Here is a 24,117-nt window from a genome sequence, read left to right as displayed (position 1 = left end):
CCTTTATTTAGTACATAAAACGATTGTGAAAACGTAGACGATCAAATGCTTGAATAGACTCCGTATCAACGCGTTTACCGATGCGGACCATTAAACAGTTAGCGGGATGCGAGCAAATTTCAGGGTCATCTGTAGCCATCCATTGTAAGCCACCAGCATTCATCATCTTTTCCATTACTTTTCGATATTCCCAAACATTTAAGCCTGTTTGTTTTAAATCCCAGTGCCAATAATATTCAGTCGTCAATATAATGTAATCTTCCATATGATCGTCCATCATTGAAACTTCTAATAAGTTCTTTCCGACAGAGCAACCGCGGAAGGTGGGGACAACTTCAATTGCCCCGAGTTCAATTAAGTTTTCAATCTTTCCTTCTGACCATCGTTCGAGTGGATCAGGATACAAGTATGTAACATATCCAACGATCGTTCGGTCATGTCTAGCAATAATGAGACGAGCTTCTGGTAATTTAGAAATTTCGACAATTGCTTTATATTGCTGCTCGGCAGGACGAAACGCAATTAAGTCTGGATGAAATTCATACATTTCTAAGTTATGTGTAGAGACAGGACCTTCAATAATTAAAGTGCCTTTCGCTGTTTTTAAGTTTCTGGCATTGTATATTTTTTTATGGATCAATGTATTGCTCACCACCTTGAGGGTTTGTGAATCTATTAATATCGTACTTTATAATATATGCGATGTGAATCGAATTTTGTCATTAAAAATTTGTCTAAAAATCAACAAATATACTGAAAATTTTAAATAATATCATTATAATAGATAATAGAATACATAGGAGGGGGATGTAAAGTATGAAAGTAGAAACGCTTCCTGTCATTAAAGGAGAAAATAATTTGCCGAATTATGATGAGGCATACGCGAATTTTAACTGGGAAGAGGTTAATAAAAACTTTACTTGGAATGAAACAGGCCGAGTAAATATGGCGTATGAGGCAATTGATAAGCATGCGAAATCCGATCGTAAAAATAAAGTAGCCCTTTATTATCAAGATGGATCGCGAAAAGAGAAATATACATTTAAGGAAATGAAGGATTTTTCTAATAAAGCAGGAAACGTCCTGAAAAATTATGGCGATGTAGAAAAAGGCGATCGCGTTTTTATTTTTATGCCGCGTTCTCCAGAATTATATTTTGCCCTTCTTGGTGCAGTGAAATTAGGAGCAATCGTTGGTCCGCTATTTGAAGCATTTATGGAAGGCGCAGTTCGCGATCGTTTAGAAGATAGCGAAGCAAAAGTGTTAATTACAACTCCTGAATTGTTAGAGCGCGTACCATTAAATGATTTACCTGCTTTAAAAACAGTCTTCCTTGTTGGAGATAATGTAGAAGAAGGCGGTAAAACGGTAGCGTTCAATCCTTTATTTGAACAAGCTTCAAAAGAATTACATATCGAATGGCTAGGCCGTGAAGACGGTTTAATTCTACATTACACATCTGGTTCTACTGGTAAACCAAAAGGTGTTCTTCATGCGCAGAACGCAATGGTGCAGCACTATCAAACGGCGAAATGGGTATTAGATTTAAAAGAAGACGATGTATATTGGTGTACAGCTGACCCAGGCTGGGTAACTGGAACGGCTTACGGTATTTTCGCACCGTGGTTAGTTGGGGCATCAAATGTTGTTTTAGGTGGCCGCTTTAGTCCAGAAGCGTGGTATGAAGCACTGCAAGATTACGGTGTAACAGTTTGGTACAGCGCGCCAACAGCATTCCGTATGTTAATGGGAGCTGGACAAGACGCAATTAAAAAATATGATTTATCACAAGTTCGTCACGTATTAAGCGTTGGTGAACCGTTAAATCCAGAAGTAATTCGCTGGGGTATGAATGCATTTGGACTTCGTATTCATGATACGTGGTGGATGACAGAAACAGGTGGACAAGTTATTTGTAACTATCCTTGTATGGAAATCCGTCCAGGTTCAATGGGTAAACCAATTCCAGGTGTGAAAGCAGCGATTGTTGATAATGAAGGAAATGAAGTGCCTCCATACACAATGGGCAACTTAGCAATTGGTAAAGGTTGGCCAGCTATGATGCGCGGGATTTGGAATAACAAGCAAAAATATGAGTCTTACTTTATGCCGGGAGATTGGTACGTATCAGGTGACTCTGCCTATATGGACGAGGATGGATACTTCTGGTTCCAAGGACGTATTGACGATGTTATTATGACGTCAGGTGAGCGCGTTGGTCCGTTTGAAGTAGAAAGCAAATTAATCGAGCATGCTGCTGTTGCAGAGGCTGGTGTAATTGGTATTCCTGATCCAGTGCGCGGAGAAATCATTAAAGCATTTATCGCGCTTCGAGCAGGATACGAACCATCTGATGAATTAAAAGAAGAAATTCGTCAATTTGTAAAGAAAGGCCTAGCAGCTCATGCAGCGCCAAGACAAATTGAATTTAGAGATAAATTACCGAAAACGAGAAGTGGTAAAATTATGCGCCGCGTATTAAAAGCGTGGGAGTTAAACTTACCAACAGGTGACTTATCAACGATGGAAGATTAAGAGAGAAAGGTCTGAACGAAACAACGTTCAGACCTTTCTTTTTTATGATATCATCAACTTATATATATAAGTTGAAAGGGGATAGTATGATGAAAACAGAAAAGAAAAAGATGATACTAGGAGAAATGTACATACCGGCTGATCCAGTTTTAGTACAAGAGAGGGAGCAAGCTCGTATATTAACGAGAAAATTAAATGATACGCCAGAAGTACAATTAAAAGAGCGTAGCGAAATCGTAAAAGAATTATTCGGAACGACTGGGGATAACATTCATCTTGAATCTTCTTTTAGATGTGATTACGGCTATAACATTCACGTTGGCGAAAATTTTTACGCGAACTTTGATTGTACAATTTTAGATGTATGCCCGGTGACAATCGGAGTGAACTGTATGTTAGCTCCAGGTGTTCACATTTATACAGCGACACACCCGCTTGATCCAGTAGAGCGCATAAGCGGATCAGAATACGGAAAACCAGTTACAATTGGCGATAACGTATGGATTGGCGGAAGAGCGATTATTAATCCTGGTGTCACAATTGGAGACAATGCGGTGATCGCATCTGGCGCTGTTGTAACGAAAGATGTGCCAGATAACGTAGTAGTTGGCGGGAATCCTGCAAAGATTATTAAAAAAATAAAATAATATTTGAACGAAGTGCCTTCCTCGTCTGTATGCATTTGTGAAAGAATAGATGAGGGAGGCTTTTTTATGTCTAATAAATTACTTCTTGGTTTTGCTGTAATTGGAATTATAGTCGTATTTTCTTGTGGTTTGTTATTACCGATGCCAATCGGATTTAAAGTTTCAATGATTACAGCTGGGGTCATGATGATTGTTATGTTTTCAATCATCATTCCATTTGATAGAAAACATATAGTACGGAAAAATGGATATAAAATTGATTTTACAAAAACAAAAGTGTATTTTCGCTGGAATGTATTTGATACGATTTCGGCTTGTCTTGCAGTGTATGCATGTATTTGTGTGCAAGCATTAAATATTTTAGTTTCAACCGGACAGACAATTCAAAACCCGTATGTTCAATTTTTTACGAATCAATCGCAAGTATGGATTATTGTCGCAAGTTGCTATTTAATTTCCCGTATTTCATTAACGTTAAAAGGAATAAAGGAGATCAAAAATCATGGCGCAGATTGGGATTGAGGAGGAGCTCATGCTTGCGTATCAAAGTGGAGATAAGCAGGCTGGGGAAAAACTATACGTTTTAATCAAACCAGCGCTATACACATTTTTGTATCGATTTAACCGAGATGAGCAATTAAGTATCGATCTTGTGCAAGATACGTTTTTGACGCTAGAGCGTAAGAAACATATGTATGAACTTGAAAAAGGAAAAATAAAAACGTATTTATTTCAAATCGGTTATCGTCTTATGATTAATAAATTAAATAGGAGAAAAAAGTGGCGTACACTTTTGCCATTTTTAGTGCCGATTCAGGAAAAAGAATTTTCTCACGAAGATCGGCTCACAGTAAGAGAAGCAATTTTGAAAGTTCCAGAAGAGCAAAGAGCGGTCCTAATCCTTTCTTATTATCATGACATGCAGCAAAAAGAAATTGCAGAGATATTAAACATTCCAATTGGAACAGTGAAATCGAGACTTCATAACGGGATAAAGAAATTGAAACAATTGCTGGAGGTGGATGAAATTGAGCGAAAATCCCTTTAAGAGTGAATATAAGTTAAAACAGCATTTAGATAGTGACCATGTAGAAATACCAGACTTTCCAAAAACGGTAAGTCGCTTCGATCGATTAATCGGATTTCTTGGTTCTCCGGCAAAAGATCCTGTGGAGGCGACCATTGGGAATGATTTATCGGTTGTGTTTCATGTATCGTTATTAGTTGGGGTTCCAATTCTGTCTCTTATTACGATACTCTTTGTGACATTGTAAAGGATAGAAATTCGACCTCTATTTGACACGTCTATATAAATGATGGTATAAAGAAAAGTATATGAATAATTGAGCGTGGAAAGGGAGAAGTAGTGATCATTTCCCTGTTTTAGAGAGCTGATGGCCGGTGAAAATCAGCACATAGATGATCGCGAATTACGCCCCTAGAGCATCTTTTTTCGATTGAATTGTATTCAAAAGGGAAAAGACGGTGCTAAGCCGTTATGTAAATAAGGTGGTAGGCTTTTTTTGCCTGCAACTAGGGTGGTAACGCGATAATCAAAATCGTCCCTTATTTAAAGGGGCGATTTTTTTATGTTTTCAACCTTCACGCCAGTAATGAACTTAAAGGAGAGTATGTAGGATATGGGTATTTTACAAGATCTTGAATTTCGCGGTCTAATTAATCAGCAAACAGATGCTGAGGGGCTTGAGCAATTATTAGAAAAAGAAAGCGTTAAATTATACTGTGGTTTCGACCCGACAGCGGATAGCTTACACATTGGTCATATGTTACCAGTATTAATGTTACGTCGTTTCCAATTAGCTGGTCATCAACCAATCGCACTAGTTGGCGGAGGTACTGGTATGATCGGTGACCCAAGTGGTAAAAAAGCAGAGCGTACATTAAATACGAAAGATACAGTTGCTTACTACACAGAAAGCATTAAAAACCAACTTTCAAACTTCTTAGAGTTCGAAAACGTGGACAACCCAGCAACAATGGCTAATAACTATGACTGGCTTGGTAACTTAGATGTAATTTCATTCTTACGCGATATCGGTAAAAACTTCGGTTTAAACTATATGTTAGCAAAAGATACAGTAGCGTCTCGTTTAGAGACTGGTATTTCATTCACTGAGTTCAGTTACATGATTTTACAATCATACGACTTCTTAAACTTATACCAACACCATAATTGCCGCCTGCAAATCGGTGGTAGTGACCAATGGGGTAACATTACAGCTGGTCTTGAATTAATCCGTAAATCAGAAGAAGATGCGAAAGCATTCGGTTTAACAATTCCACTAGTTACAAAATCTGACGGTACGAAGTTTGGTAAAACAGAAGGCGGCGCAATTTGGTTAGACCCAGAAAAAACAACTCCTTACGAGTTCTACCAATTCTGGATCAACACAGATGACCGCGATGTTGTTAAATACTTAAAATACTTCACATTCTTATCTCATGAAGAAATTCTTGAGCTTGAAAAGCAAGTAGCTGAAGCACCAGAAAAACGTGCAGCACAAAAAGCATTAGGTTCTGAAATGACAAAACTTGTTCATGGCGAAGAAGCATTAGAGCAAGCGATTAAAATTTCAGCTGCATTATTCAGCGGTTCTGTAGCAGAACTGACTGCAAGCGAAATCGAACAAGGATTCAAAGACGTACCATCTGTAGAACGTACTGCAGAAGATACAGTATTAATCGACTTACTTGTAGAAAGCAAAATCTCTCCATCAAAACGTCAAGCACGTGAAGATGTAACGAACGGCGCAATCTACGTAAACGGTGAGCGTACACAAGCATTAGACTACGTTGTAACAGAAAACGACCGCATCGAAGGTAAATTCACAATCATTCGCCGCGGTAAGAAGAAATATTTCTTAATTCGTTACTAATCAGAAACGAATATAAAACAAATAGTACCCCGAATTGTAGGCTGAAAAGTCTATGATTCGGGGTTTTTATGTATGAATTTAGATTGCCTGATCTTTTCTTGTAAATAAAATATGAAGAATTAATATGAGCATATAAAGTAAGCTAATGAGCATAAGAACAAATGCTGTTGGATAAAATTTTGCTGCATATATAAAGAAGTCGATTTGATAAATATCTTCGTAATTTGAAACGGTGCCTTTAAAGTAATTTGTAAACTTAGCGCTATATTTCCATTCATCAGGATAATCTATCAAATTACTCCCCTGATACCAATTAATAAGTGCGGAAGTAATAAACAGCATACATGCACTACCCAATTGAACCATTTGGTTTATTGTCAAAATGAATCGACCTCCTATTTTACGGTTATTATAGCGTGCATTCGTATTCCTGTAACCCTTTTGTTGTAATCTCCTTTTCGAGTTCATACGGAAATCACATGTAAGCGGTATGATAAATGTATAACAACTAGAAAGGAGTGGTAAAACAAAATGTCACTAGAAGCGCTCATTATTTTTTCTTTGCTAAATGCGGGTCAGCTTGCAGAGAATTCGAAGGTGGATGTACATAAAGAGCAGAAAGATGCTTATGTATATGTTCAGAGAGAGGAAAATAAATAACTTTAATATATATAAATAAAAGCTACTCGGAGTAACTGTTTTAGTTGTCTTCGGTAGCTTTTTACATTATGAATAAATAGGAATTAATTCTCGCTTGAAATCTTCGTACATTTCAAAGGCAATTTTCATGATTTCTTTGAGTTCTTCGTAACTGTGGAAATATAGCACGGGTACTTTTTCCGTGTCATTTGATAACAATCGTATAAATATGTCCCATGGGTCTCCAGCTCTAACTTCACCGTTATGACATGCCTCCCAAATCAATTCAGCAACACCATATTTTAAGCTGATGTTGAATCTAAAGGTGTAGACATCTTTGTTTTTTACTTCTCCTACAATAAAAAAGTCTTCTTTTTTATTGTAACGAGCTTTATAGCCAAGAGACTCGAATACTTCAATAGCTTTTTCATTTTCATAGTTTTTAAATGTATTTTCTCTATCAGAAAATTTTTCTGATAATGCTTTATATCTCTTAATAAAATCAATTTTTGTAAGGCAGGCTTGTATTTCAGGTTGTAATGAATACGCCAATAATTACTCCTCCCTAATTTTTAATATTAGATCAAATAAAACAGTATACATGTTAGATACATGAAGAAATCCGGCTTTTGTGAGTCGGATTTTTCTTAGTTTAATTCTATGAAAATATTATAATTGTTAATTGAAATGTAGTTATTTTTAGAAAGGTTTTGCAGTTAGCTATTTAAAAGTGTAAGTATATCTCCTTTAAATATAGCAGCTATTTCCGCTTCCTCTAATGAATCTCCCCATCTAAAAACTATATCATCTTTTGGGCAGAGATGAATGGAAAGGTTAAAATAATCTATTTCATCTTTCCATTTGTTATATTCATTAAATGCTTTTCTGAAGATTTTTCTAACATTTTCTTCCATAATTATATCACTATTTTTACTTGCAATGATTGTAAATCTTTTAGGATTACTAGAAATTATTTCAATGGCAGCTGGAAGTTTCTCGAGACAAAACTCTGCAATACTTGAGTAGAAAGTTGTTCCTCCAACTTCCATTTCAACTTCTGGACCCTTATTAAATCCCTCAAGTTTCCATTTGGTTCGAAGAGCTTTCCATACCTTTCGATATTTTTCAATTTTAGAGTTTTTGTCTTTGATTTCAATAGCTGCAAGCAAGTAGAATTTGTAGACATTAGTTAAATCATGTTTCATAAATACTTGCTTGATTTTAGTTCCACATACTTCTTTGAATTTCTTTTTCTCATCTGGGCTAAATAACATGGAGCCATTAACGCTGAATAAACTTAAATTTGGTAAATTACCGACTCTTTTAATTGCTTCATCTTTACTAAACCATTCGTAGTATGAGAATGCATCTTTTTCTACTTCATTCCAACACTTCATTTTACCACCTCAATTTTAATAGTCATAATGATTCCCATGTACATCATTGAAATGTGATCCTCTATTTTGGGATGGATCATCTGGATAAGTATGACCGCCTGAATGCTCTCTTATAATCTTATTATCCTTGAAATGATAACTCTAATGTTGTGTCAACATTGGAAAAATACTAACATTAGATTGAATAAAACAGTATAAAGTTTTAGATAAATGAAGAAATCCGACTCTTATAAGTCGGATTTGCTCTTTTTACATTTAAGACAAAATTACCTTTCTTAAATATAAAATCATGAATAAATAGGAATTAATTCTCGCTTGAAATCTTCGTACATTTCAAAGGAAATTTTCATGATTTCTTTGAGTTCATCGTAACTGTGGAAGCATGGACGAAGTATTTTTTCTGTATCATTTGATAATATTGCTACAAACATAGCCCATGGATCTCCAGCTCTTATTGCACCATTATGTCGTGCAGACCAAATAAACTCAACAAGGCCATGTTTTAAACTAATATTAAATCTAAAAGTATAGATGTTTTTATTCTTGACCTCTCCAACAATAAAAAAGTTTTCTTTTTTCATAAAACGAGCTTTATAGCCAAGAGACTCAAATACTGCAATTACTTTTTCGTTTTCATAGTTTTCAAATGTATTTGTTCTATCGGGAAATTTTTCTGATAAGGATTTATATCTTTCTACAAAATCAATTTTCTCAAGTACCTCTTTTATTTCAAGTTCTAAATCATATGCCATCAATTATTCCTCCCTAAACCTAATCTCAATAGCATATTTACCTTTCATTTCTTTCAAATACGTCTCAAAATTTTTCCTGAATTTGTTCTTTTTTCGTACGTAAAATTGAAGTCTTTGCAAATGTATAATTCGCTTGATACAGTTCATTTTGAAGTATCTTAGTTATGATATTTTCACCAGTAAAAGCAAATATGCCTTTTCTATGATATTTGATTTGAAACAAAGGAAAAGCTAACGTAAACGTTAGTTTAAATATCAATCAGGTGTTACATCGAGTACATCCCTAAATAGAATGTCATCAACAGTTACATCGGGACCAAATAGTGCGACATCGTCTGCAAATTTTATTCCTTCTATTTTTCGGCTACTCTCTGTGTAACCAATTCTTTCATATCCGCTTGCTTTTAGAGTTGTTTCAATAACTGATATTAATTGAGATTGTAATCTAGTATATTCTTGCTCTGAATCTCCAGTTAAAGTAGGCATCATGCCATTGACATCTTTATTTACAATTTCAAAGGAATTAAGGATAGAATATACATTAGCTAGTTTAGAAATGATAAGATATGTAGTATATTCAACTTCAAACTCGCCTTTTACATAACTTGGTAAAGTAATATACCAATCATTTGAAGGAAATACTATGTCGCTATCTCCTTTAATTTTAATATTATTTTTATTACAAAAATCAATTATTTGTTTAGGGAGAGTTAGTTTGATAGAAGACTTTTGTAAATATTCTTCTATATTTTTTTTTACGTAGTATTTTCTTTTTACTTCTTCAATTTTTTTATTTAACATTTATGTCATGCCCTCCTGACTTATCTGGTCCTTTAGTTCCTTTCAAATCAAAATCAATTTCACCTAAATGTTTACCTCTTTTATTGAGTTCTTCAAATCTTCCATGTTGAGTATCTACTGAGTAATGTTTTTTAGTTTTAGGGTCAGTATAAATAGTTCGTCCTTTATTCTTTTTTTCTAATGATTTATTTCTTTCCCATCCATTGTTTTTTGCGATTTCTTCCGCTTTCTTATTTACTTTTGGAATACGTTCTTCCTTAGGTAACTTGCTAATTTCTTTTTCAAAATCAGCTGTAATTCTACTAGAAGATTGGAATTTTTGAAGAGTATCAATACTATTTTGAATCGTATTATACCATACAAATGTACCATGTGTAGCAACACCTGCTCCAGCGGTTGTAAGAGCTAAATCAGCTGGGATAACAATTGGTGATGCTGCCCCGAAAGTTACTCCTTCTAACAATACGGTTCCAACATTTGATCCTGTTACAATAGCTATACCGCCCAAAATTTCAAAAATAGATCCTACCCCTGATACAAAATTCCCCACAAGATTTCCGGCTTGAAAGGTTGTTTTGTTTTCTAATTCATTGCCCATTGGTAATTCTACGCCTGTAAAGTTTTCAGCAGCTGAATTACAAATTCCTTGGAAGAATTCCCAAGCGCCAATAGCTGTTTTTTGGTACCACGGTCTATTAGCTTCTTGTTCCTGCAAAGCCATTTTTTCTTCAATTTCTTTTTTTATTTCGGCTTCTTGAACTCTTTCCTCTGCAATTTTTTGAATAGAGGCTATCCATTCCATATTCAACCCTTGCGTACTAAATGTACCACTGGCGGGACTAAAACTTTTTCCGCTTTGTACTTCAGCTAAACCTGTCGCAATACTAGCAGCTAATTGAATCGCTGTATTATAGTTATCACTAGATGTTTGATTAAATTCATATAGGTGCTCTAGCTTTTCTTGAAGTTTACGCCTCATTTCAGCAAATAGATTTACTATAGCATCCATGGCCGAGCTTGGCATAGCTTGATTGATTGTTTCCGTACTTGCTATCATTCGATCGATTTCTCGAATTTGTTCTAATATCTCCTGTTCGATAACATCTGTAGAAGCTACCTGTGATTGAAAGTCTCTTGGAAAAGCATCATTTTGACGGATTAATTCTTCGCATAAGTAAATGATTCCTTGTGCTAACGGACGAAAGGTTTGTAAGAAATATGCTTTTGCACTGCTATATGTTTGTCCTTGTAGAACAGTATCCAATGCAAAAGCGTCAATCGAATGAATGATTTGTTCCATACCTTGAATAGTAGCGGTACAGAAAGAGTTCATACTTTCTGTTTGAGCTTGTACTTCACCGAGATACATATTTAAAGACATGAACTTTCCCTCCTCTTACAAGAAAATAATACCAATTTAAGGAAGTTGTTTTAAAATAAATATTCTAATAATTTCACGATTAAAGAGGTACTTGTTCATTAAGTTTGTTAATCTCATTCAGATGCTCTGGTGATGAAGAGGTTTTTAAGGTTGAATGAAAATAGAAAAAGGGAAGATATAGATAAATACGTTGTAAAAATAATGTTAACAAAAGGAGAGTACAGCAAAGAAAAATGAGTTATGGGATAGAATGTAGTGTTTTTAAGTGTTAGAAGGAGGGGGGGATTAATGTGGATTGCTGGAATGTCGATTTCTAAATATTTCCCTTCGTTCTCATCGAAAACGGACCAATTTTCATCGTCTAGAAATTCAGGATCAGTACTTTCAAAGTCAAAAGTACTGTCTTCATCTACCATTTTACGAAAATATTCCTGAAATGGTTTACTATTATCATTTAAATGTATTGTTCCATACATCCAGGGTGTTTCTACAAAAACGTCTCTGTTTTCACCTATTTCAGTATCTTTAAAGTATAATTTCATATTTGCGCCTTCTTATTCATGGATTTTGAAATAGTCTTTTGGTATCTCACCTTTTATCAAATACTCATTATCTCTTTTTATTCAGCTTCGAAGCGTAAGTGATTAAAACTCCTAATGTAAGTTCAGCAATTACAACTTATGTGCAAGCAATGTAAATATTACATTTTTGATGTCTAATTACATAGACCGATAAAAAAAGAAGAACGTTTACCCTCACTACAAGGCGTTCTTCTTGTTTCTTTTATTCTGCTACATTTCCCCTTCTTTGTGGGGGTTATGTATATATTGGAAACCATATCCAGCTTTCATAACTATTTCCTCAGTTTTTTCAAAAAACTCTTCACCATACTCAGTGCAACGATATTTTCCGTGTATACTAATAACAAATTGTCGTCCCTTAGCATCAGGATATATTTCATAAATCGTCCCACTTTCAATAAATCCCAAGTAAGCATAAATCTTTTCTATCAATAACGAGACGTGTTCTTCTTCGTCTGACCAATCCTCTTCGTCAGCAATAATAAGATGGACATATCCTGTTTCTTTTTCGATAGCTAATAAGTCTATTTGTTCTAATTCTTTTAAAGACATATGGTAGCCTCCTTTTTATTGTTTACGTATGACTTCTACTTTAGTAGGCGGTATTTCCGTACCACCATCAAACGGTGGTTTTCCTTTACCTTTTACGATAGCTCCAAACTCTTCAATTTCAGGAAAAGCCAACTTCTGATTTTTTGTTAAAGGTGCGCTTAAAGAAGCTTTTGCTTCGTATAGATTAATTTTACTGTTTTCTTTACCGAGTGCGACTAAATCAACTCTAGTTTTTATTCCGCTAGGCGTTTCCAGTGTTAATTGCTTAACTACTGTTTCAAACTTGCCAGTACTTTCTAAGCTAGTCTTCAATTCAGCTTCAAACTTAAAAATGAGTCCGGTGCAATACCGGACTCATTTTTACCAAGCTGCCTAATGAAATAACCGTGTCTAACTTTTAGGGGTCACTTCACCATTTTATGTGGAGTGGGCTTTTTTATTAACCTTTAGGTATTAAAAAGGGATTAACATGCCTCAAAGCAAACTTATCCATATTCAATAAAAAACTTACTGAGGCATATAATCAGTAAGCTTTTTTGTTAGTATTTATTGTATCAGTAAATTTTCCAGCTGAAAAAAGAAGGGACATTAGCTCTTACACTAAACATTTTCCCTTTTTATTATTCCTCAATTTTAGGAGTTTCTTTTACAAGGTTACTTCTGAATCCCATGCTTCTACAAATTCAAAACCTTTTAAATCACTTTCTAAAATTGTATTTCTCAATTCATCTGATACGAAAACAGCAGTAGGATGAATTCTTTTATTTACATATACTTTAAAAATCATTTCATTTTGAATAACATTAGGAGTAAATGCAAATTTTTCACATCCTATTATTAAACCTGTAATTAGTTTTTTGAAAATTGCTTTATCACTATCAATCGCATCTAATACATTTAAAACATGAACTACATAGTATACTTCGTCTGTTGTATTATGAATAAGTGGAAGAAACTCAACATTAGCACCTATTAAAGGTTCTAATAATTTTTTTGCTTGTGCGCTAACCATTGGTGCACCAGTTTCTCCCCAAAAATGAGGAAAATCACTATGATTTCCTTCTTCTAGACATTCAATAAATATTTCTCCCCATGAATCTAGTAAAATTGTAGTGGAGTTAAATTTTCCTTCAAAATATTTTTTATCATTTTTATAATTTAATAGTTGGAAAGACTCATAGTTATCGGATGAACTCTTCAATTCCCAAATTTTCATTTTCCTTCTCCTTTAATATTTAATCTATTCATAAATTATTTCGGGCTATTTAATTTTAAGCTGCCATCTAATAAACGTGTTCTTATATCATGTAAAGCGCAAAAGCGTCAATCGAATGAATGATTTGTTCCATTCCTTGAATAGTAGCGTTACAGAAAGCGTTCATACTTTCTGTTTGAGCTTGTACTTCACCGAGATACATATTTAAAGACATGAACTTTCCCTCTCCTTACAAGAAAATAATACCAATTTTAGGGAGTGTCTGTAAATGGAAAATTCTAATAATTCCATGACCAAAGAGGTACTTGTTTATTAAGTTTTTTACTTATTCAGTTGCTTCTGGTTATGAGGAGGTTTTTAAGGTTGAATGTAAATAGAAAAAGGGAAGGTATAGATTATATACAAATAAATACGTTGTAAAAATCATGTTAACGAAAGGAGAGTATAGCAAAGAAAAATGAGTTATGGGGGAGAATATAGTATTTTTAAGTGTTAGAAGAAGGGGGAGGTTTTTATTAATGTGGATAAAAAATGGATGAAATTCTAGGGAGAGGGTTAAGCTTTATTAACTATAGACTTGCAGTTCTTTTTTATTTTGTTAAATGGGTCTGTTTCTATACATATAATCGGCTATATTCAATAAAAAAAGCCCAGGCCCCTTGATAAACAAGGTTTCTAAGGCTTTTAATACGACTCTTTTCAGAGTACCGAGATTAACGAGAGTAGAACTCTACGATTAATGCTTCGTTGATTTCAGCTGCTAACTCAGAACGCTCAGCGTGACGAGTGTAAGTAGCTTCTAATTTATCAGCATCGAAAGTTAAGTATTCTGGTACGAAGTTGTTAACTTCGATCGCTTCTTTAACAACAACAAGGCTGTTAGATTTTTCGCGAACGCTGATTGTTTGACCAGGTTTTACACGGTAAGATGGGATATCTACGCGAGATCCATCAACTGTGATGTGGCCGTGGTTTACTAATTGGCGAGCTGCACGACGAGTGCGAGCTAAGCCCATACGGTAAACTAGGTTGTCAAGACGAGCTTCAAGAAGGATCATGAAGTTTTCGCCGTGCTTACCAGGCATTTTACCTGCTTGGTCAAATGTGCGACGGAATTGACGCTCAGTCATGCCGTACATGTGACGAAGTTTTTGTTTCTCTTGTAATTGTAAACCGTATTCTGAAAGTTTCTTACGTTGGTTAGGACCGTGAGGACCTGGTGCGTAAGGGCGTTTTTCTAATTCTTTTCCTGTGCCGCTTAGAGAGATTCCAAGACGACGAGACAGTTTCCAAGCTGGACCTGTATAACGAGCCATAGTTGACTCCTCCTTTAAAAATGTTTTTATTTACGTAAAATAAAAACAGACGTAATCGATATTTACGGGCATTTTGTTTTCATGTACCTTCGCTCCAGCAGCAGGGAGTTACGAGATACACCTCCGTAGAGGAACAAAATACAAACGATAAACTCACATTACAAGGCTGCCTTTTTATTTTACACAAACGCTATTATATCTTTTACCCAGAGTTTCGTCAAGCGAGTACGTTTTTGTTTTATGCATATAAATTTTGGAAATTAATATAAGAAGGAATTTAAAACAATATAAAAGAAGAGATAGAAACACAAATAAAACGCTTACATAAAATGTAGTAAAAACGTTCATCAATTTTTACTGGTGAATATGCGGCAATAAAAACATAAAGGGGATGTTTTTATGAAAAAGAAACATATGGAGACAGTGTTAATTCATCACGGGTATACATCTGAGGAACATAAAGGAAGTTTAACACCACCGTTATTTCAAACGTCTACATTTACATTTGAGACTGCGCAGCAAGGAGAGGCGAGTTTTGCGGGAGTAGATCCGTCTTATATTTACTCAAGACTTGGAAATCCAACTGTAAAATTATTTGAAGAACGTATGGCGGTGTTAGAAGGAGGAGAAGAAGCACTTGCTTTCGGATCCGGTATGGCAGCTATTTCAGCAACTTTAATTGGTTTTCTAAAGGCTGGAGATCATATTATTTGTTCAAATGGATTATACGGATGCACGTACGGTTTTTTAGAAGTGTTAGAAGAAAAATTTATGATTACGCATTCGTTTTGTGATATGGAGACAGAGGATGATATTGAAAATAAAATCCGCCCAAATACAAAGCTTATTTTCGTTGAAACACCGATTAATCCGACAATGAAATTAATTGATTTAAAACAAGTGATTCGGGTTGCGAAGCGAAATGGCTTACTTGTTATTGTTGATAATACGTTTTGTTCACCTTATTTACAAAGACCACTTGAGCTGGGCTGTGACGCGGTTGTTCATAGTGCGACAAAATATATCGGTGGTCACGGTGATGTTGTGGCAGGTGTAACGATTTGTAAAACGAAAGCGTTAGCAGAACAAATTCGCCCGATGCGAAAAGATATCGGCGGTATTATGGCGCCGTTTGATGCATGGTTATTGTTACGCGGATTAAAGACGTTAGCGGTAAGAATGGACCGCCATTGTGATAATGCAGAAAAAATTGTATCGTTCCTCAAAAATCATGATGCGGTAGAAGGTGTTTGGTATCCAGAAGGGGAGTTAGCATCTCGCCAAATGAAACGGGGCGGCGGTGTGATTTCTTTTTCAGTAAAAGGCGGAAAAGAAGAGACGCAAGCGTTTATCAATGACCTTCACTTTATTACAATTGCCGTAAGTTTAGGGGATACAGAAACGTTAATTCAGCATCCGGCAACGATGACGCACGCTGCGATTCCAGCTGAGCTAAGACAAGAAATGGGTATTTACGATAATTTAATACGTTTATCTGTCGGTTTAGAATCATGGGAGGATATCGTTTTTGATTTAGAACAGGCACTAAAGAAAATATCTACTGTTAGTAATCAATAAAAAAGAGTGAGCTATCGGTTTCGTACGTGATGTACGCAATCGATAACTCGCTCTTTTCTTTTTTAAATATGTTTTAGGAGTGTTTCCACAAACTTTTCTAAATAGCGCTGATCTACTTCATCAAAACGATTTTTTTCAGGGCTATCAATATCAAGTACTCCAACGACAGTTCCTTCTTTCACGATCGGTACAACGATTTCTGAATTCGAAGCACTGTCGCAAGCGATATGTCCTGGGAATTGGTGAACGTCTGCTACAAGCTGCGTTGTTTTTGTTTCAGCTGCAACGCCGCAAACGCCTCGTCCAAATGGAATGCGCACGCAAGCAGGCATTCCTTGGAAAGGTCCAAGAACAAGCTGATTTCCTTCTGTTACATAAAAGCCAACCCAATTCACACGATCTAAAAATTGATTTAATAATGCGGACGCATTTGATAAGTTTGCGACTACGTTCGGTTCGCCAGTTAATAATGCATCCAGTTGTTTAATTACTGTCTCGTATTGTTCTTCACGAGAACCTGCATAACTTTCTTTTGTAAACATGGAAACAACTCCCTTTTTATCGAGATGTGTAAAATATTAGCAAAATACGATGTATTTCACATGACTTTGTCGATAGAAAATTAAAGGAATTTGTCTTAAAAGTCAAGAAATTTAAACTATAGCTGTTCAGTGAGAGGAAGTGAGCGCATGAAACAGACGAAACAAAAAGTAATTGATGCGGCAATATCGTTGTTTAACACGAAAGGTTATGATGGAACGTCGGTGCGAGAAATTGCAAAGCGAGCGGATGTGAATGTAGCGAATATTTCATATTATTTTGCTGGAAAGCAAGGTTTATTAGAACAGCTTATTACTGACTTTTTAGAAGGATATATTCATGTGATTGAAATGTCGTTCGAACAGAGGGAATATTTGTCGGCTAAAGATGTGATGGTACAAATGGTGCGCGGAATTTTACGATATCAATTTGAAAATAGGGAGCTGACACGTTTCTTCTACCGAGAGCTTTCACTTGATACGACATTAATTCGCGAAGTGATGACCATTTACTTTTCTAAAGAAAGATATTATATAGAGCAAATGATTAGACAGGGACAAATAAAGCAGGAATTTAAAAAGGTATCTTTTACAATGTTTATGACGCAATTAAAAGGCATGATGAATATGCCGTTTTTATATCCGCAATATATATCAGAAGTGCTGCATTCTTTTCCGTCTGAGACATTTTTCATAGAAATGTACACGAAAGAAATTGAGCAATGGATGGAGCAAACATTATGTATAACGAATATGTACTATGAATTGCCAAGAGCTGTTCATATGTGAAAAATCCCCACCTAACGAAATGAGGTGGGGATTTTTGTGCTTTCTTTCCTTTGCCATACATTGTTGCATAAGAGCGCGATAATTGTTAGTGAGGCTCCGGCAATTTCAATTTTGTCGACTGTATAACCTCGAAAGATGGAACCGATAAGTGCAAGTACAGGAACTAAATTCATAAATAATATGCCGTTAATAGATGAAATATAGCGATTTCCTGTGTTCCAGCAAAATACAGCGATAACACCTGCAACAATCGACATATACAAGAGTTCAAAACGAACGCTCATAATGGTACGAAGTGACGGCATAGGAACGATGTTTGTGTAAGTGAAGAAAGTGACGATAACGATGAGTGAAACTGAGCCGAATAAACAAGTTAACGTCGTATACCTGAGTGGTGACCAAGATTGAAAACGAGCACCACCGTTCGTATAAATGACCCAGCAAGTAACGCCGCATAGCATAAGTATATTTGTTGAGAGGTGACTGGCAGCTCCAAATAATAAGTGAATATTTCCTTTTGAAATGACAAGCATAACACCGAGCAATGCAACGAACATACAAAGGAATGTGTAGTTTTGTGGGCGTTTGTTTTTTGTTATCCACTGCAATAATAAAGCGATGAGCGGCATAAGAGATTGAATCATCGCAGCATGGATGGCCCCAGAAGGCCCGGCAAGTTGTTGGCCGTAAAAAATGAGAAAACCATATCCAGCGAAACCGACTGTTCCGTAAAAGAATAACGAAAGTGTTCTTTTTTCTAAGTGGAGTGAAGTTTTTCCTTCAGTAATGAATAGCAAAATAAGAAAAATAATAGCTGCTGATCCGTATCGGATAGTTGTGAAGAAGAACGGATCGATAAACTGCAGAGCATTTGCCATGACAGGAAACATAAATCCCCAAGCCGTTACGGCAAGTAAGCATAGGAGGGATCCGAGTAGCATTTGTTTTTTGTCCAAGAGTATCTTTCCCCTTTTCATTTCGTTATAGTAAGTTGATGAAATAAGTATAAAGAGTAATTGTTTATAGAAGGAAATATCGATTTTTTATGACAGTTATAACTTTTTGTTAGAGGTGTGTACGATGGATTTGGAGGCAGTACGATCGTTTATTGAAGTGAAGAATACGCGCAGTTTATCAAAGGCGAGTAAGCTTTTACATATTTCTCAACCGGCGCTTAGTAAGCAAATTCAAAGGTTAGAAGCGGATTTAGAGGTTACTTTACTCAAGCGTTCCGCGCAAGGAGTGGAATTAACAGAAGCTGGAGAGTTATTTATAACAAGGATGTTACCGATTTTGGAACACATATATGAAGTGAAAGCTGAAATGAAGACTTTTCAGGAGAAGCGGAAAATTTCTATAGGCATATTGCCAAGTTTAGCAGCTCATTACATATCAAAATGTAAAGATGTATTAGGTGAAGGATTCGAAGTAGAATGGAAAATTGAGCATACGAAAGTACTAATGGGACTCTTTAAAGAACGGAAGATTGAAGCGATGTTCGTCGATTCAATAGTAGAAGGCGCTACGTGTATAAAAGAAATGCGAGAAGAAAAAATTGTTTGTGTCGTTTCAAATGATCATCTTTATAAAGAGAAAACAGTGATCCGAATGGAAGATTTGCAAAATGAAAAGTTAATCGTATACCCAGAAATCTGTGATGTAAGGAAAATGATTACGAATATGTTTCAGGGGATAGGTGCGAAACCAATCATTGCATTTGAAACTTCTTATGCAGAACCGATGCTTGCAATGGTCGGAGCTGGACTTGGTATTACGTTACTTCCAGAAATGGTAGTAGAGCAAGCGGTAAAGCAAGGGAATGTACATGCAATTTCTATTGAACCACCACTTGTGCGCAAAATTTATTTCGTATCTCATATGAAAGAGAACCTGTTATTACAATCATTTGATGATGGGAGATAATCCAAACAGAAGATTGAGAAAGATTACAATTGCATTGAAAGAAACATGAAATTTTAAAAAAAACTAGGTCAAAAACAAGCCATTACATGGTATGATTAGTACATTGTTAGTTGTTAAATATAGGGGAATTCCCTTTTTATACATAATGCCTTCCATTTCATAAACGGAACGGACAAAAAAAGAGATATAACTAGGAGGCTTTTTTGCATGGATTCTATCCTGACGATCGTTATCATTGTAGTAAGCTCTATTCTAGTGCTGCTCATGATAGAGCTTGTGATAAGAAATCGTTCATATAAAGATATTGAAGCACTGGAGCAGTGGAAACAAGAGATAAAAGATAAGCCTGTGGCAGATGAACTAAAACGGGTGAAAGACTTAAATATGACAGGTCAAACAGAAGAACTGTTTGGTAAATGGCGTGAAGAATGGGATGAGATTGTATCAACAACCCTTCCGAAAGCAGACAAAGATTTAGCGCAAGCGCGAAAATTCGCCTCGCAATTCTCCTTCCGAAAAGCAAAGCATGCGATGAATGAATCCATAAGTGGTTTAGATGACGCTGATAATCGTATTACAGACATTTTAAATGAATTACAGCAATTGTTAGAAAGCCATGAAAAAAATAGCTCGGAAATTGAAGGGTTACGTGATACATATCGTAGTATGAAGAAGAGTGTTCTTGCTCATAGGCATATGTATGGAGCAGCAGAGCAGAAAATCGAAGAGATGCTAGACGCTGAATCTAATAAGTTTAAAAGCTTTGAAGAGGCAACAGATAATGGCGACTACTTAAAAGCGAGAGAAATTGTTATTAGTTTGGAAGAAGGTTTGGCAAACTTAGAAATCATTATTCACCAAATTCCAGATTTATTGGTAGAGTGTCAAGCGACGTTACCAGTTCAGCTGGAAGATTTATTACACGGACATAATGATATGGTAAGACAAGGTTATGTATTAGAGTATTTGGAAGTCCCTAAAGAAGTTCGTGATATGACGACACAACTACACACATGTTTAATGGATATACAGGAGCTTCATATAACGGAAGCAGCTGAAAAAGTAGAAAACTTAAAAACGCGTTTAGATGGCTTCTATGATCAATTGGAACAAGAAGTACATGCGAGACATTATGTGGAGCAAAAAACACTTTCTGTTTATGAAGACTTAGAAGAAATTCGCATTGAAACGATTGAAACAAAAGCGGAAACACAACTTGTGAAACAAAGTTATCAGTTACAAGATAAGGACATTGAGTCTCAAAAAGTAATTGAAAAGCAAATGCACATTTTAATGAAACGTTTTGAAATGCTGCAATTACGCGTTGCGGAACAAGATATTGCCTTCTCTATTATTCGTGAGGAACTAGAAGAGGTTTATGAGCAATGTGAAACGTTAAAAGTACTTCATGCAGAGTATAAAGAAATGCTGCAAACGATGCGTAAAGAGGAATTTGAAGCGCGTGAGAAGTTACAAGAAATGCGAAATATCATTTTTGAAACGAAACGTTTTATGCAAAAGTCGAATTTGCCAGGTCTTCCAGAAAGCATTATGGAAGATTTACAAAGAGGACAAATGGCAATGCAAGCTGTATATGAACAGTTAGAAGTGAAACCGTTAAATATGAACGCTGTAAATAGCAGTTTAGAAGAAGCGTACACAACTGTTAATGGTGTAGCTGAAATGACAGAAGAGTTAATTGGACAAGCGTATTTAGTTGAAAAATTAATTCAATACGGTAATCGTTACCGCAGTCATGATGAGAACCTTGCAGAGAGCTTAAATTATGCGGAGAAATTATTCCGTGAATATCAATACGATGCAGCTTTAGAACAAGCGGCTTCTGTACTAGAGCAACTTGAACCTGGCGTTGTTCAAAAAATAGCTGAATATGTAGACAATGAACAAACCCTTTCATAAGGGTTTGTTTTTTTGTGTAATTTTGGGGACGATGTTGCTATAATGAATAGCGGAATACAGTAAGGTTATTCGTTTTAAAATATAGTGAAACTGTAGTCAGTAGGGCATCCTGATGAATTATCGGCCTTCACAATCGGGATAAAATGGAACCTTTGAGTAGTCTTAGCGTAATTACACGTATTTGTGATATGATTATATGATGTGATAGCGCTGAAAGGGGAAGAACGATGATCTATTTTGATAATAGTGCGACGACGAAGCCATATCCAGAGGCCCTTCAATCGTACGTAACGGTTGCTGGGAAATATTTTGGAAACCCTTCTTCTATTCATTCGCTTGGGGGAGAGGCAGAGCGTCTATTAACACAATCAAGAACGATTGCAGCGCAGCTTCTTCATGTTAAACCTTCTGAGGTTATTTTCACATCAGGTGGAACGGAAGGGAATAACCTTGCGATTAAAGGAATAGCGATGAGGAATCGTTCGCGCGGTAAACATATCATTACAACAAATATTGAACACGCGTCTGTGTTTGAAGCATATAAACAATTAGAAGATCTCGGTTTTGATGTAACATATTTACCGGTTAATGAGCATGGTGTTGTATCGGTAGAGGATGTAAAACGAGCACTTCGTGAAGATACGATTCTTGTTTCAATTATTCACGTGAACAACGAGACTGGAGCAATTCAGCCTGTTGCTGAAATTGGAACGTTATTATCGAACTATCCGAAAATAAGATTCCATGTGGACCATGTACAAGGGATAGGAAAAGTACCGCTTGATTTATATGCTTCTCATATTGATCTTTGCTCAATATCTGGACATAAATTCCACAGTGTAAAAGGAACGGGTCTTCTTTATGTACGTGATGGCGTAAGGTTAGATCCAATTTTATCAGGTGGTCAACAAGAGCTTAAGTATCGCTCTGGTACAGAAAACTTACCTGGCATTGTAGCGATGGTGAAAGCACTTCGCATGACAATGGAACAAGTGAAAGAAAAGATAGCTCATTTGCACAATTTACAAACAGAGCTTGTCCGTTTTTTGAAAGAGATGGAAGATGTAACAATCAATACGTCGCTTGCATATGCAGCACCGCACATTTTAAATGTGTCATTTGTTGGTTTAAAACCAGAAGTGGTCGTTCATGCTTTAGAAGAGCACGGTGTATATGTATCGACGAAGTCTGCTTGTTCTTCAAAAGCAAATGAAGTGAGCAGAGTGTTAGTGTCAATGGGAGTACCCCATGCCGCTGCTGCAAGTGCTATTCGTATTAGTTTGGCACCAGAAAACACGATGGAAGAAGTAAAACAATTTGAAGGTATTGTGAAAGAGACGATGCCAAAATTATATGAAGTGATGAGGTAAAGGAATATGATGACATATGAATATATTTTAGTTCGTTATGGAGAGATGACGACTAAAGGTAAAAACCGCTCTAAATTTGTAAGCACATTGAAAGATAACGTAAAGTTCAAACTGAAAAAGTTCCCAAATATTAAAATCGATGCAACGCATGACCGTATGTACATTCAATTAAATGGCGAAGACCATGAAGCAATTTCTGAAAGATTGAAAGATGTATTCGGTATTCATAAGTTTAACTTAGCGATGAAAGTACCATCAGAATTAGAAGATATTAAAAAGGGTGCATTAGCAGCTTTCTTACAAGTAAAAGATGATGTGAAAACATTTAAAATTACAGTGCACCGTTCTGATAAGCGCTTCCCAATGAAGACGATGGAGTTACTTCCAGAAATCGGTGGACACATTTTAGAAAATACAGAGGATATCACAGTAGATGTTCATAATCCAGATGTGAATGTACGTATAGAAATTCGCAGTGGTTACAGCTATATTATGTGTGGTGAGCATATGGGAGCTGGCGGTTTACCAGTTGGCGTTGGCGGAAAAGTAATGGTACTTCTTTCTGGTGGTATCGATAGCCCAGTAGCAACGTACTTAACGATGAAACGCGGCGTGTCTGTGGAAGCAGTTCATTTCCATAGCCCACCTTTCACAAGCGAGCGTGCAAAACAAAAAGTAATCGATTTAGCACAAGAGTTAACGAAGTACTGTAAACGTGTAACGCTTCACCTTGTTCCATTTACAGAAGTGCAAAAAACGATTAATAAAGAAATTCCATCTAGCTATTCAATGACAGTTATGCGCCGTATGATGATGCGTATTACAGAGCGTATTGCAGAGGAACGTAATGCACTTGCAATCACGACTGGTGAAAGTCTTGGACAAGTAGCAAGCCAAACGTTAGATAGTATGCATACAATTAACGAAGTAACAAACTATCCGGTTATTCGTCCACTTATTACGATGGATAAATTAGAAATTATTAAAATTGCTGAAGAAATCGGCACATATGATATTTCAATTCGTCCGTACGAAGATTGCTGTACAGTATTCACACCAGCAAGCCCAGCGACGAAGCCGAAGCGTGAAAAAGCGAATCGTTTTGAAGCGAAATACGATTTCACACCATTAATCGATGAAGCTGTAGCGAACAAAGAAACAATGGTATTACAAACGGTAGAAGTAGTGGCGGAAGAAGAAAAATTCGAAGAACTTTTCTAAAACCATAAATTACCAAATATAAAACGTGTATGAAGTCATGTTATTTATCACACTCTATACTCA

26 protein-coding genes, 3 pseudogenes and 1 other annotated feature are annotated in these 24,117 nt (G+C 36.0%); of the genes and pseudogenes, 13 read left to right on the top strand and 16 right to left on the bottom strand.

Annotation, left to right across the window (positions count from 1 at the left end):
• Nucleotides 1-7 precede the first annotated feature (7 nt).
• On the bottom strand, nt 8-640 hold the full coding sequence (acuA, locus tag JDS82_RS08315) for an acetoin utilization protein acetyltransferase AcuA (protein ID WP_000581390.1): 633 nt from the start codon (nt 638-640) through the stop codon (nt 8-10).
• Between the two features lie 176 nt (nt 641-816).
• On the opposite strand from acuA, the gene acsA reads away from it, so the two are divergent.
• The 6 genes from acsA (at nt 817) to tyrS (ending at nt 6,079) form a co-directional block, all read left to right on the top strand.
• On the top strand, nt 817-2,535 hold the full coding sequence (gene acsA, locus JDS82_RS08310) for an acetate--CoA ligase (protein WP_064056628.1): 1,719 nt from the start codon (nt 817-819) through the stop codon (nt 2,533-2,535).
• 86 nt (nt 2,536-2,621) lie between these two features.
• Nucleotides 2,622-3,182 carry a maltose acetyltransferase domain-containing protein gene (locus tag JDS82_RS08305; protein WP_002107575.1) on the top strand — a complete coding sequence of 187 codons (561 nt, stop codon included), beginning with the start codon at nt 2,622-2,624 and terminating at the stop codon, nt 3,180-3,182.
• A gap of 66 nt (nt 3,183-3,248) precedes the next feature.
• Nucleotides 3,249-3,704 (top strand): hypothetical protein, encoded by a 456-nt coding sequence (locus tag JDS82_RS08300; RefSeq protein WP_000066436.1) that lies wholly within the window; start codon nt 3,249-3,251, stop codon nt 3,702-3,704.
• The gene (locus JDS82_RS08295; RefSeq protein WP_000057187.1) at nt 3,685-4,230 is read left to right on the top strand and encodes an RNA polymerase sigma factor; all 546 of its coding nucleotides are present in this window, start codon (nt 3,685-3,687) and stop codon (nt 4,228-4,230) included. The genes JDS82_RS08300 and JDS82_RS08295 overlap by 20 nt, the downstream gene beginning before the upstream one ends.
• Entirely contained in the window at nt 4,211-4,456 is a 246-nt protein-coding gene (locus tag JDS82_RS08290; protein ID WP_001293784.1) for a hypothetical protein, read from the top strand. Before JDS82_RS08295 ends, JDS82_RS08290 begins: the two co-directional genes overlap by 20 nt.
• Before the next feature lie 67 nt (nt 4,457-4,523).
• Nucleotides 4,524-4,752, top strand: a binding site (T-box leader).
• Between the two features lie 70 nt (nt 4,753-4,822).
• Entirely contained in the window at nt 4,823-6,079 is a 1,257-nt protein-coding gene (tyrS, locus tag JDS82_RS08285; protein ID WP_000512081.1) for a tyrosine--tRNA ligase, read from the top strand.
• Between the two features lie 78 nt (nt 6,080-6,157).
• Here tyrS and JDS82_RS08280 read toward each other — a convergent pair whose 3' ends face one another.
• Complete coding sequence (locus tag JDS82_RS08280) at nt 6,158-6,460, bottom strand: YjdJ family protein (RefSeq protein WP_048562103.1); 303 nt, start codon at nt 6,458-6,460, stop codon at nt 6,158-6,160.
• 150 nt (nt 6,461-6,610) lie between these two features.
• On the opposite strand from JDS82_RS08280, the gene JDS82_RS08275 reads away from it, so the two are divergent.
• Complete coding sequence (locus JDS82_RS08275; RefSeq protein WP_064056626.1) at nt 6,611-6,739, top strand: hypothetical protein; 129 nt, start codon at nt 6,611-6,613, stop codon at nt 6,737-6,739.
• Between the two features lie 66 nt (nt 6,740-6,805).
• Here the strand turns inward: JDS82_RS08275 and JDS82_RS08270 are convergent, their stop codons facing one another.
• From JDS82_RS08270 to rpsD, 12 genes and pseudogenes are all read right to left on the bottom strand, one after another.
• The gene (locus JDS82_RS08270) at nt 6,806-7,270 is read right to left on the bottom strand and encodes a hypothetical protein (RefSeq protein ID WP_098190986.1); all 465 of its coding nucleotides are present in this window, start codon (nt 7,268-7,270) and stop codon (nt 6,806-6,808) included.
• Between the two features lie 164 nt (nt 7,271-7,434).
• Nucleotides 7,435-8,115: a hypothetical protein gene (locus JDS82_RS08265; RefSeq protein ID WP_064056622.1), complete on the bottom strand. Its 681-nt coding sequence runs from the start codon at nt 8,113-8,115 to the stop codon at nt 7,435-7,437.
• A gap of 15 nt (nt 8,116-8,130) precedes the next feature.
• Nucleotides 8,131-8,241 (bottom strand): annotated as a pseudogene (locus JDS82_RS30050) (HNH/endonuclease VII fold putative polymorphic toxin); the annotation flags it as partial.
• Nucleotides 8,242-8,402: 161 nt separating this feature from the next.
• Complete coding sequence (locus tag JDS82_RS08255) at nt 8,403-8,867, bottom strand: hypothetical protein (protein WP_046956199.1); 465 nt, start codon at nt 8,865-8,867, stop codon at nt 8,403-8,405.
• A 255-nt stretch (nt 8,868-9,122) separates the two neighbouring features.
• A complete protein-coding gene (locus JDS82_RS08250) occupies nt 9,123-9,668 on the bottom strand; it encodes a hypothetical protein (protein WP_000932710.1) in 546 nt (181 codons plus the stop codon).
• Complete coding sequence (locus JDS82_RS08245; protein ID WP_199713057.1) at nt 9,658-11,049, bottom strand: T7SS effector LXG polymorphic toxin; 1,392 nt, start codon at nt 11,047-11,049, stop codon at nt 9,658-9,660. The genes JDS82_RS08250 and JDS82_RS08245 overlap by 11 nt, the downstream gene beginning before the upstream one ends.
• A 287-nt stretch (nt 11,050-11,336) precedes the next feature.
• A pseudogene (locus JDS82_RS08240) lies at nt 11,337-11,591 on the bottom strand (hypothetical protein); the annotation flags it as partial.
• Nucleotides 11,592-11,840: 249 nt separating this feature from the next.
• The gene (locus JDS82_RS08235) at nt 11,841-12,182 is read right to left on the bottom strand and encodes a DUF6572 domain-containing protein (protein WP_098705125.1); all 342 of its coding nucleotides are present in this window, start codon (nt 12,180-12,182) and stop codon (nt 11,841-11,843) included.
• A 15-nt stretch (nt 12,183-12,197) separates the two neighbouring features.
• Complete coding sequence (locus tag JDS82_RS08230) at nt 12,198-12,494, bottom strand: hypothetical protein (protein ID WP_199713056.1); 297 nt, start codon at nt 12,492-12,494, stop codon at nt 12,198-12,200.
• Nucleotides 12,495-12,828: 334 nt separating this feature from the next.
• Entirely contained in the window at nt 12,829-13,398 is a 570-nt protein-coding gene (locus tag JDS82_RS08225; RefSeq protein WP_048562106.1) for an imm11 family protein, read from the bottom strand.
• 94 nt (nt 13,399-13,492) lie between these two features.
• A pseudogene (locus JDS82_RS30045) lies at nt 13,493-13,612 on the bottom strand (T7SS effector LXG polymorphic toxin); the annotation flags it as partial.
• A gap of 499 nt (nt 13,613-14,111) precedes the next feature.
• The gene (gene rpsD, locus JDS82_RS08220; protein ID WP_000135322.1) at nt 14,112-14,714 is read right to left on the bottom strand and encodes a 30S ribosomal protein S4; all 603 of its coding nucleotides are present in this window, start codon (nt 14,712-14,714) and stop codon (nt 14,112-14,114) included.
• 399 nt (nt 14,715-15,113) lie between these two features.
• On the opposite strand from rpsD, the gene megL reads away from it, so the two are divergent.
• Nucleotides 15,114-16,292 (top strand): methionine gamma-lyase, encoded by a 1,179-nt coding sequence (gene megL / locus JDS82_RS08215; RefSeq protein ID WP_199713055.1) that lies wholly within the window; start codon nt 15,114-15,116, stop codon nt 16,290-16,292.
• 62 nt (nt 16,293-16,354) lie between these two features.
• Here megL and JDS82_RS08210 read toward each other — a convergent pair whose 3' ends face one another.
• Nucleotides 16,355-16,834: a GAF domain-containing protein gene (locus JDS82_RS08210; RefSeq protein WP_061673030.1), complete on the bottom strand. Its 480-nt coding sequence runs from the start codon at nt 16,832-16,834 to the stop codon at nt 16,355-16,357.
• A gap of 147 nt (nt 16,835-16,981) precedes the next feature.
• Here JDS82_RS08210 and refZ point away from each other — a divergent pair, with 147 nt between their 5' ends.
• Entirely contained in the window at nt 16,982-17,620 is a 639-nt protein-coding gene (gene refZ / locus JDS82_RS08205) for a forespore capture DNA-binding protein RefZ (RefSeq protein WP_000814937.1), read from the top strand.
• Between the two features lie 11 nt (nt 17,621-17,631).
• Here refZ and JDS82_RS08200 read toward each other — a convergent pair whose 3' ends face one another.
• The gene (locus JDS82_RS08200; RefSeq protein ID WP_061673029.1) at nt 17,632-18,576 is read right to left on the bottom strand and encodes a DMT family transporter; all 945 of its coding nucleotides are present in this window, start codon (nt 18,574-18,576) and stop codon (nt 17,632-17,634) included.
• 124 nt (nt 18,577-18,700) lie between these two features.
• Here JDS82_RS08200 and JDS82_RS08195 point away from each other — a divergent pair, with 124 nt between their 5' ends.
• The 4 genes from JDS82_RS08195 (at nt 18,701) to thiI (ending at nt 24,054) form a co-directional block, all read left to right on the top strand.
• On the top strand, nt 18,701-19,543 hold the full coding sequence (locus JDS82_RS08195; RefSeq protein ID WP_000362567.1) for a LysR family transcriptional regulator: 843 nt from the start codon (nt 18,701-18,703) through the stop codon (nt 19,541-19,543).
• Nucleotides 19,544-19,750: 207 nt separating this feature from the next.
• Nucleotides 19,751-21,463 (top strand): septation ring formation regulator EzrA, encoded by a 1,713-nt coding sequence (ezrA, locus tag JDS82_RS08190; RefSeq protein WP_064472603.1) that lies wholly within the window; start codon nt 19,751-19,753, stop codon nt 21,461-21,463.
• A gap of 227 nt (nt 21,464-21,690) precedes the next feature.
• On the top strand, nt 21,691-22,833 hold the full coding sequence (locus JDS82_RS08185; RefSeq protein WP_048562112.1) for a cysteine desulfurase family protein: 1,143 nt from the start codon (nt 21,691-21,693) through the stop codon (nt 22,831-22,833).
• 6 nt (nt 22,834-22,839) lie between these two features.
• Nucleotides 22,840-24,054 (top strand): tRNA uracil 4-sulfurtransferase ThiI, encoded by a 1,215-nt coding sequence (gene thiI, locus JDS82_RS08180; protein ID WP_000989273.1) that lies wholly within the window; start codon nt 22,840-22,842, stop codon nt 24,052-24,054.
• Nucleotides 24,055-24,117 lie beyond the last annotated feature (63 nt).

The sequence above is a fragment of the Bacillus cereus group sp. N14 genome (genome assembly GCF_016483555.1).
Lineage (GTDB): Bacteria > Bacillota > Bacilli > Bacillales > Bacillaceae_G > Bacillus_A > Bacillus_A wiedmannii.
Note: the sequence above shows the minus strand (reverse complement) of the source record. Positions and strands in the feature narration are given on the sequence as shown.